This is a genomic window from Photobacterium obscurum (assembly GCF_026191635.1).
GTDB lineage: Bacteria > Pseudomonadota > Gammaproteobacteria > Enterobacterales > Vibrionaceae > Photobacterium > Photobacterium obscurum.
Window position 1 is genome coordinate 1 of record NZ_JAKRRW010000080.1, and the last position, 253, is coordinate 253.

Consider the following 253-nt stretch of genomic DNA (forward strand, 5'->3'; position numbering starts at 1 on the left):
CCTTGCGGCGCCAGAACCTAAATCTGGTGCGTCTACCAATTCCGCCACTTCCGCATATTGTCATCAAAGAGCGAGCTCTTCAAGACGGTATCTCTAAACAAATTGTACAAACCAGATGATTGGTGAACCTGATCTGCTGCGTCATGTATTCATGACAAACAGTAAATGGTGCGGAAGGAGAGACTTGAACTCTCACACCTTGCGGCGCCAGAACCTAAATCTGGTGCGTCTACCAATTCCGCCACTTCCGCAT

Annotated in this window: 1 tRNA gene; it reads right to left on the reverse strand. The window is 48.6% G+C overall.

Features of this window, described 5'->3' with window-relative positions:
- Nucleotides 1-166: 166 nt before the first annotated feature.
- Nucleotides 167-251: transfer RNA gene (locus MD588_RS26210), tRNA-Leu, on the reverse strand.
- Between the last annotated feature and the right edge of the window lie 2 nt (nucleotides 252-253).